This window comes from Burkholderia sp. SIMBA_051 (assembly GCF_046534915.1).
Classification (GTDB): domain Bacteria; phylum Pseudomonadota; class Gammaproteobacteria; order Burkholderiales; family Burkholderiaceae; genus Burkholderia; species Burkholderia ambifaria.
Window position 1 is genome coordinate 1 of sequence record NZ_JAWRXS010000032.1, and the last position, 1,598, is coordinate 1,598.

Genomic DNA, 1,598 nt, shown 5'->3' on the forward strand with positions numbered 1-1,598 from the left:
TGCTCTAGGCCGCGATTAAATTCCAACATGGATGCTGATTTATATGGGTATAAATGGGCTCGCGATAATGTCGGGCAATCAGGTGCGACAATCTATCGATTGTATGGGAAGCCCGATGCGCCAGAGTTGTTTCTGAAACATGGCAAAGGTAGCGTTGCCAATGATGTTACAGATGAGATGGTCAGACTAAACTGGCTGACGGAATTTATGCCTCTTCCGACCATCAAGCATTTTATCCGTACTCCTGATGATGCATGGTTACTCACCACTGCGATCCCCGGGAAAACAGCATTCCAGGTATTAGAAGAATATCCTGATTCAGGTGAAAATATTGTTGATGCGCTGGCAGTGTTCCTGCGCCGGTTGCATTCGATTCCTGTTTGTAATTGTCCTTTTAACAGCGATCGCGTATTTCGTCTCGCTCAGGCGCAATCACGAATGAATAACGGTTTGGTTGATGCGAGTGATTTTGATGACGAGCGTAATGGCTGGCCTGTTGAACAAGTCTGGAAAGAAATGCATAAACTTTTGCCATTCTCACCGGATTCAGTCGTCACTCATGGTGATTTCTCACTTGATAACCTTATTTTTGACGAGGGGAAATTAATAGGTTGTATTGATGTTGGACGAGTCGGAATCGCAGACCGATACCAGGATCTTGCCATCCTATGGAACTGCCTCGGTGAGTTTTCTCCTTCATTACAGAAACGGCTTTTTCAAAAATATGGTATTGATAATCCTGATATGAATAAATTGCAGTTTCATTTGATGCTCGATGAGTTTTTCTAAGAATTAATTCATGAGCGGATACATATTTGAATGTATTTAGAAAAATAAACAAATAGGGGTTCCGCGCACATTTCCCCGAAAAGTGCCACCTAAATTGTAAGCGTTAATATTTTGTTAAAATTCGCGTTAAATTTTTGTTAAATCAGCTCATTTTTTAACCAATAGGCCGAAATCGGCAAAATCCCTTATAAATCAAAAGAATAGACCGAGATAGGGTTGAGTGTTGTTCCAGTTTGGAACAAGAGTCCACTATTAAAGAACGTGGACTCCAACGTCAAAGGGCGAAAAACCGTCTATCAGGGCGATGGCCCACTACGTGAACCATCACCCTAATCAAGTTTTTTGGGGTCGAGGTGCCGTAAAGCACTAAATCGGAACCCTAAAGGGAGCCCCCGATTTAGAGCTTGACGGGGAAAGCCGGCGAACGTGGCGAGAAAGGAAGGGAAGAAAGCGAAAGGAGCGGGCGCTAGGGCGCTGGCAAGTGTAGCGGTCACGCTGCGCGTAACCACCACACCCGCCGCGCTTAATGCGCCGCTACAGGGCGCGTCCCATTCGCCAATCCGGATATAGTTCCTCCTTTCAGCAAAAAACCCCTCAAGACCCGTTTAGAGGCCCCAAGGGGTTATGCTAGTTATTGCTCAGCGGTGGCAGCAGCCAACTCAGCTTCCTTTCGGGCTTTGTTAGCAGCCGGATCTCAGTGGTGGTGGTGGTGGTGCTCGAGTCATTTTTTCTGTTTTTCCAGCATCTGCAGCAGTTCTTTCGGCGCGTCTTTTTCAGAAACCGCACCACGACCGGTTTTACCACCACCT

General features: G+C 46.2%; 1 protein-coding gene and 1 pseudogene. One reads left to right on the top strand and one right to left on the bottom strand.

The features are described from left to right. On the top strand, positions 1–789 hold a 789-nt coding region (locus SB771_RS33370; protein ID WP_410721843.1), incomplete at its 5' end, for an APH(3')-I family aminoglycoside O-phosphotransferase. 721 nt (positions 790–1,510) lie between these two features. Here the strand turns inward: SB771_RS33370 and sso7d are convergent. After that, positions 1,511–1,598, bottom strand: a pseudogene (sso7d, locus tag SB771_RS33375) (chromatin protein Sso7d); the annotation flags it as partial.